The sequence below is a fragment of the Ignavibacteria bacterium genome (assembly GCA_016873775.1).
Lineage (GTDB): Bacteria > Bacteroidota > Ignavibacteria > UBA10030 > F1-140-MAGs086 > JAGXRH01.
The window spans coordinates 1-8,094 of record VGWC01000090.1 but is presented as its reverse complement, the minus strand read 5'-3'; the positions used below and the strand labels follow the sequence as shown (position 1 = coordinate 8,094).

The 8,094-nt window shown below is 38.7% G+C and carries 6 protein-coding genes; all 6 read left to right on the top strand.

The window, feature by feature from the left end; genetic code table 11:
- Positions 1-370, top strand: a 370-nt coding sequence (gene hemE, locus FJ218_10215; protein MBM4167274.1) for a uroporphyrinogen decarboxylase, incomplete at its 5' end; no start/stop codon positions are given.
- Between the two features lie 19 nt (positions 371-389).
- Positions 390-1,265: an oxygen-dependent coproporphyrinogen oxidase gene (gene hemF / locus FJ218_10210; GenBank protein ID MBM4167273.1), complete on the top strand. Its 876-nt coding sequence runs from the start codon at positions 390-392 to the stop codon at positions 1,263-1,265.
- Between the two features lie 35 nt (positions 1,266-1,300).
- Positions 1,301-2,380 (top strand): ferrochelatase, encoded by a 1,080-nt coding sequence (hemH, locus tag FJ218_10205; protein ID MBM4167272.1) that lies wholly within the window; start codon positions 1,301-1,303, stop codon positions 2,378-2,380.
- A 6-nt stretch (positions 2,381-2,386) separates the two neighbouring features.
- Entirely contained in the window at positions 2,387-3,511 is a 1,125-nt protein-coding gene (carA, locus tag FJ218_10200) for a glutamine-hydrolyzing carbamoyl-phosphate synthase small subunit (protein ID MBM4167271.1), read from the top strand.
- Entirely contained in the window at positions 3,508-6,711 is a 3,204-nt protein-coding gene (gene carB / locus FJ218_10195; protein MBM4167270.1) for a carbamoyl-phosphate synthase (glutamine-hydrolyzing) large subunit, read from the top strand. The genes carA and carB overlap by 4 nt, the downstream gene beginning before the upstream one ends.
- Positions 6,701-8,092: a protoporphyrinogen oxidase gene (gene hemG / locus FJ218_10190; GenBank protein ID MBM4167269.1), complete on the top strand. Its 1,392-nt coding sequence runs from the start codon at positions 6,701-6,703 to the stop codon at positions 8,090-8,092. Before carB ends, hemG begins: the two co-directional genes overlap by 11 nt.
- Positions 8,093-8,094 lie beyond the last annotated feature (2 nt).

Genomic DNA, 8,094 nt, shown 5'->3' with positions numbered 1-8,094 from the left:
TGATGTAAAAGAAAAATTCGGGAACACGATTCCGATTATTTTTTTTTCGAAAGGCAGCGGAATGTGGCTCGATGATTTAGTAAAAACAAATTGCGATGTTGTTGGCGTGGATTGGACGATGGATATATCCGTTGCGAAATATATTATCGGCGGAAGAACTGCGTTGCAAGGAAACTTCGACCCGATTTTGTTGCTTTCCAAACCGGAGAAAATAATTTCTGAAGCAAAAAAGATTTTAGAAAAATTCGGAAGCAGCGATGGACATATTTTCAATCTCGGTCATGGAATTTTACCAAACACACCAGTGGAAAATGCGAAGTTGCTTGTTGAAACAGTGAAACAAGAAAGTAAAAAGTATCATCACGAATAAGTTTGTGCGAATAGTTGATATGAAAGAAAAAGCACAATCATACTTCGAGCAACTTCAAGAAACGATTTGTAAAAAATTAGAAGAAGTTGATAGCAAAGAGATATTCCTTGAAGATGTTTGGCAACATAGTGAAAATGGAGGAGGAAAAACGCGTATTTTGGAAAATGGAAATATGTTTGAAAAAGCAGGTGTAAATTTTTCTGCGATTACTTCTTCCCTATCGGAACCGCTTGCGAAGAAATTGAATGTAACTCCGCAGAAAATTTTTGCAACTGGAGTTTCGCTTGTTATTCATCCCTATTCGCCAATGATTCCGACAACGCATATGAACGTTCGATTTCTTCAACTTGAAAGCGGTGAATCGTGGTTTGGCGGAGGAATGGATTTAACACCGTATTATTTGTTTGAAGACGATGCAAAACATTTTCATTCTGTTTTAAAAAATGTCTGCGATAAACACGATAAAACTTTTTATCCGCTTTTCAAACAATGGTGCGATGAATATTTTTTTCTCAAACACCGAAATGAAGCGCGCGGGATTGGTGGAATATTTTTCGATTATGTAAAAGATGATATTGAAAAAACGTTCTCATTTGTTCAAGATGTGGGAAACAGTTTTCTCGAAGCATATATTCCGATTGTAGAAAAAAGAAAACTCGAACCATTTTCTGCGCAAGAAAAAGAATGGCAACTCATTCGCCGCGGAAGATATGTCGAATTTAATCTCGTGTACGACAGAGGAACGTTGTTTGGCTTGGAAACGAACGGACGAACAGAATCAATATTGATGTCATTGCCGCCGGAAGTGAAGTGGAAATATAATGTCGCTCCGAAAGAAAATTCACGTGAAGAAAAACTTTTGCATGTTCTTCAACATCCGAAAGAATGGGTTTAACGATTTTACATTTTATATTTTACATTGAACATTGAATGAGACAAAACGAAAAAATTGCAGTCGTATTATTTCAACTTGGCGGACCAGATTCGCTCGATGCGGTTGAACCTTTTTTGTATCGCTTGTTTTGCGATCCGGATATTATAAATTTCCCCGGAGCATTTCTTGCACGTCGTCCGCTTGCGAAATTGATTTCATCGCGAAGAAAAAAAATCGCTGCAAAACATTACGAAGAAATCGGCGGTAAATCTCCTATCCTTGACCTCACCAATGCACAAGCAGTTGCATTAGAAAGAGAGTTAAACAAAACTATTGATGTAAAAGTATTTGTCGCAATGCGTTATTGGAAACCGTTTACGTATGAAATAATTGATGAGATGAAAAATCATAATTTCACAAAAATCGTTTTACTTCCGTTGTATCCGCAATATTCCAAAGCGACAACACTATCGAGTTTCAAAGAATGGTATCGCGTAAGCAAACGAAAAAATTACACTTCGATTCCAATCGCTTCCATTTGCTGTTATCACAATCATCCGAAATACATTGATGCAATTGTTGAGAACATAAATTCTGCATTGAATAATTTTTCTCACCTCGATGCGAATGAAATTGATTTGGTTTTTTCTGCGCACGGAGTTCCGGTATCAATGATAAAATTAGGAGACCCGTATCAACGACACATCGAAGAAACGGTGAAACTTGTTTTGGAAAAAGGGAAATGGAAATCGCAAAACACGTTGTGTTATCAAAGCAAAGTTGGTCCTGCGCAATGGTTAAAACCATCGCTGAACGCAACAATAAAACAACTTGCAGAGAAAGGAAGAAAGCACTTGCTCATCATTCCAATTGCATTTGTAACAGAACACATCGAAACGTTGCACGAAATTAATATCGAAACGCGCGAAGAAGCAGGGCATCTCGGAATACAACAATTTGAAATGATGCCGGCGTTGAATGACTCACAAACATTTATTGAATGTCTTTCCGATTTGGTTTTGAAAAAAGTGAATAACAATCCCATCGAACTTGCGATGTGTAAAAATCTATTCGAGAAAAATCTAAAAGGAAACGAGCCAATACTTTGTCCGTTGTGGAATGAAGTGAAACGATAATTTGTAATGCCGATTTTCCGTCGGCATTTTTTATATTCATTCGATTTATTTTTAAACCAACTATTGAACAAATCCATCACCCTCGTTTTAGAAAACGGTAGCGAATTTCAAGGCTATTCATTCGGCGCAGAACACTCGACTTCGGGTGAAGTTGTGTTTGCTACTGGAATGGTTGGTTATACGGAATCTCTCACCGACCCAAGTTATGCGGGTCAAATTCTCACATATACATTTCCACTCATCGGCAATTACGGAGTACCATCTGATGAAAAAGAGTATGATTTGTACAAGAATTTTGAATCAAGTAGAATTCACGTTCGCGCATTAGTAGTTTCAGATTATTCTTTTGAATATTCGCATTGGAACGCAAAGCAAAGTTTATCCGAGTGGCTCAAGAAAGAAAATATACCAGCTGTGTATGGTATAGATACGCGAAGACTCACTAAAACTCTTCGGGAGCAAGGAACAATGCTCGGAAAGATAATTTTTGAAAAGGAGGAGACAGATTTTTATGACCCGAATGCGATTGATATTGTTCAATCCGTTACAGTTGAAGAACCAATTTTGTATAACAAGAACGGAAAGAAAAAAATTATTCTCATTGATTGCGGTGCAAAGAACAATATCGTGAGGAATTTTATAAAAAGGAATATTTCCATCTTGCGAGTTCCCTATGATTATGATTTTTCCAATGAATCTTTTGATGGAGTGATGATTTCCAATGGTCCCGGCAACCCGAAAATGAATGGTAAAACTATTTCTCACATTCGTAAAACAATTGAGCAGAATATTCCAACATTCGGAATTTGTTTGGGAAATCAATTGCTTGCACTCGCCGCAGGAGGAAATACCTACAAACTCCGTTATGGACATCGTTCACAAAATCAGCCGTGTACACTTGTAGGAACGAAGCGCTGTTACATCACGACACAAAATCACGGTTTTGCTGTTGATATGAAATCGCTTAACAATGAATGGGAAGAATTTTATGTCAATTCAAATGACGGAACAAACGAAGGACTGAAACACAAAACGAAACCGTGTTTCAGTGTACAATTTCATCCGGAACATACACCGGGACCGTTTGATACGGAATTTCTTTTTGATGAATTTATTTCGATGTTGAAATGATAAATATGAAAAAAGTTCTCGTTCTCGGCAGCGGAAGTTTGAAAATCGGAGAAGCAGGCGAATTCGATTACAGTGGAAGTCAATGTTTGAAAGCACTGCGTGAAGAGGGAATTGAAACTGTACTTGTCAATCCAAACATTGCTACAATTCAAACGAGCGAAGGAATGGCTGACAAAATTTATTTTCTCCCCGTTACGCCCTATTTTGTTGAACGCGTTATCGAGAAAGAAAAACCCGACGGCATTTTGCTTTCATTCGGCGGTCAAACGGCATTGAATTGCGGGGTAAAACTTTTTGACTCCGGCGCATTGGAGAAACATAACATACGTGTATTAGGAACGCAAATTGAAGCAATTAAAAAAACTGAAGACAGAGAACTTTTCATTCAAACACTTAAGGAAATCAATTGCAAAACTGCAGAAAGCAAAGCTGTAATTTCTTTTCAAGAAGCAAGAGACGTTGCAAACAATCTTGGGTTTCCCGTGATGGTTCGGATTGCTTATGCTCTCGGAGGACAAGGTTCGGGAGTTGCATATACTGAAGATGAATTACAACGCATTACGGAAAAATCATTTGCGTTTTCTTCGCAAGCGTTGATAGAAAAATATCTCGGCGGTTGGAAAGAAATTGAGTATGAAGTAGTTCGCGATGCGTACGATAATTGCATTACTGTATGCAATATGGAAAATGTCGACCCGATGGGAATTCACACGGGTGAAAGCATCGTCGTTGCGCCATCACAAACTCTTTCGAGCAGAGAATATTTTATGTTACGCGATATTGCGACAAAAGTGATTCGGCATTTGGGAATTGTCGGCGAATGTAATATTCAATATGCGTTAGACCCAAACTCTGAAGATTACCGAATTATCGAAGTGAATGCGCGACTATCGAGAAGTTCTGCTCTTGCATCAAAGGCAACAGGTTATCCGCTTGCATTTGTCGCCGCAAAACTTGGTTTGGGTTATTCGCTTATTGAGATTGAAAACAAAATTACAAAAGCGACGAAAAGTTGTTTTGAACCATCGCTCGATTATTGCGTTGTAAAATTTCCGCGTTGGGATTTACAGAAGTTTCGCAATGTGAATCCGGAAATCGGCAGCGCAATGAAAAGCGTCGGCGAAGTAATGGCAATCGGAAGAAAGTTTGAAGAAGCATTGCAAAAAGCGATACGAATGTTGAATGTTAATATGCACGGATTAGTTGCAAATTCTGTATCATTCGATGATGTAGAAAAAGAATTGACTTCACCAACAGATAAACGAATGTTCGCAGTGGTCGAAGCGCTTCGGATTGGAATTTCAGTAGAGAGAATTCACGAACTCACAAAAATTGATAAATGGTTTTTGTTTAAAATTAAAAATGTTGTGGATACAGAATCTCAACTTCGCAGCGAAACATTCGAAACGCTTTCAAAAGAATTATTGATGCAGGCAAAACAACAAGGGTTTTCCGATTTCCAAATAGCACGATGTTTGTTTCGCTACCGAAGTGGAACATTGGAAAATGAATTACTCGAAGTTCGTAACAAGAGAAAACAACTCGGCATTCTTCCTTGTGTCAAACAGATTGATACGCTCGCAGGTGAATTTCCTGCAAAGACAAATTATCTTTATCTCACATACAACGGTGAGGAAGATGATGTTGAATTCACTGCAGAAAAGAATGTTGTTGTTCTTGGCTCCGGCGCTTACAGAATCGGTTCGTCAGTCGAATTTGATTGGTGCTGTGTGAATGCAGTTCAAACATTAAAACAATCGGGATATACAACGACAATGCTTAATTGTAATCCTGAAACTGTTTCCACGGATTACGATATTTGCGACAGACTGTATTTCGATGAACTCACCTTTGAGCGCGTGATGGATATTTATGAAAAAGAAAATCCATCAGGAATAATTGTCTCCATGGGAGGACAAGTTCCGAACAATCTCGCAATGCGATTGCACAAACAAAATGTGACCATACTTGGAACTTCGCCGCTAGATATTGACCGGGCAGAAAATCGTCATAAATTTTCTGTGATGCTTGATTCACTTCACGTTGACCAACCACAATGGCTCGAAGCAAAATCCATTGAAGAAGCAGAACGATTCGCCGAGCAGGTGGAATATCCAGTTCTCATTCGACCATCCTACGTTTTAAGCGGCGCAGCGATGAGTGTTGCAGTCAATAAAAATGAACTCGATATATATTTACAAAAAGCGGCTTCCGTTTCCAAAGAACATCCGGTTGTCATCAGTAAATTTATAACCGATGCAAAAGAAATTGAAATTGATGCTGTAGCGCAAAACGGCGAATTGATTCTCTATGCGCTTTCCGAACATATTGAGAATGCAGGAGTGCATAGCGGTGATGCAACAATGCTCCTTCCTCCTCAATATTTGTACCTGGAAACGGTTAGGAAAATAAAATTAATTACAAAAAAAATAGCAAACGCATTACATATCACTGGCCCATTCAACATTCAATTCATCGCGAAAGAAAATCAAATCAAAGTTATTGAATGTAATTTGCGCGCGTCGAGAAGTTTTCCATTTGTTTCCAAAGTAACGAAACATAATTTCATCGAGTTTGCAACAAAGGCGATGTTGGGAATTGATATTCGCGGACGATACTACACACTCGACTTGGATTACGTAGGAGTAAAAGCGCCGCAATTTTCTTTTTCACGTTTGCCCGGTGCAGACCCGGTGTTAAGCGTAGAAATGGCTTCAACGGGAGAAGTAGGATGTTTGGGAAATGACGTTCACGAAGCATTCTTAAAATCACTGCTTTCCGTCGGTTACACTTTTCCAAACAAAAATATTTTGCTTTCATTGGGACATATAAAGAATAAAGCAAACCTTCTTGCAAGCGTTCACCAACTTGTAGAAATGCACTTCAATCTTTTTGCAACAGAAGGTTCGGCAAAATTTCTCAAAGAAAACGGAATTGAAACAACATTGCTTCATTGGCCTCTTGATAAGAATGAACCGAATGTTCTCACGTATTTACAGCAACGTTCAATTGATATCGTTATAAACATTCCTAAAAATTATTCTGATATTGAATTGAACAACGATTATATAATTCGCCGCAAAGCGATTGATTTAAATATTCCGCTTCTTACAAATACGCTCATAACTAAACTCTTTATAGATTCCCTTGCTAAGAAAAGCATCGAAGACTTAGAAATAAAGGAATGGAATGAATACTAAAAAATCCGCTATCATTATCGGAGCGGGAATTTCCGGTTTGACTGTTGCATACTTTCTCAAGAAAAATAATTTCGATGTAACTGTTCTCGAAGCAGATTCGGAAGTGGGCGGAACAATGAAAACAGAATTTGTTGACGGTTACTTAATTGAAACGGGACCAAACAGCGCGCTCGAAACAACTTCCGTAATCAAAGAAATTGTAAATGATGTTGGCATTGCTGATGAAATGCTGTATGCAAATGAAACAGCGAGCAAGCGATATATTCTGAAAGATGGAGTTCTCAATGCAATGCCAATGTCGCCGCCTGCATTTTTCAAAACGAAATTGTTAAGCGCGAAAGGAAAGCTGCGTGTTGCGGGAGAATTGTTTCAAGGAAAAGCGTATGCGGAGGAAAGCATTGCGCAATTTGTCGAACGAAGATTAGGAAGAGAATTTCTCGATTACTTCATCAATCCATTTGTTGCCGGAGTGTTTGCGGGAAATCCGGAAACGTTGAGTGTGCGTTCTGCATTTCCAAAATTGTACGCTCTTGAAGAAAAGTACGGCGGATTGATTAAAGGAATGTTGAGAGGAAGAAAAGAACGAAAGCAACGCGCAGAAAAAGCAAAGGACAGCGCAAAAATGTTTTCGTTCAAAAACGGAATGCAAACATTGCCAAAAGCAATTGCGAAATTTCTCGGTGACGATATTTTTCTAAACGCAAAAGTGGAACACGTGATTCCGATGCGCGATGGAGAGCGTTGTATGTTCACGGTTTCGTTCACTCAGGATTGCAAACAGCAACAATTGCAATCGCATACTGTTGTGTTTGCAATTCCAGCGTATCATCTTGCAGCAATTATTCGACAGATTGACCCGGAAATGTCGAAAACGCTTTTGTCAATTTATTATCCTCCTGTTGCAGAAGTTTTTTTCGGCTTCAAGAGAGACCAAATCAAACGCGAACTCGATGGATTTGGATTTTTAATTCCCGAAAAAGAAAAGCGAAAAATTCTCGGAACAATTTGGTCGTCGGCATTATTTCCCAATCGCGCGCCGAATGGTTACGAAGCATTGACAACATTTGTCGGTGGTTCACGTCAACCAACAATGTGTGAACTTAACGACAACGAATTACAAAATATTGTGTTGAATGAACTCAATTCCATTATGCGCGTAGAAGGCAAACCGCATTTCATAAAAATCAATCGCTGGCAAAAAGCAATTCCACAATACGAACTTGGCTATTATAAAGTTGAACAAGCAATGGATAAGTTTGAACAAAATTTTCGTGGAGCGTTTCTCTGTGCAAACTTTCGCGGAGGAATTTCGGTTGGAGATTGTGTGAAGAATGGAGAAGCGATGGCGAGGAGGATTGTGGAGAATAAATTTTTATTTTAACT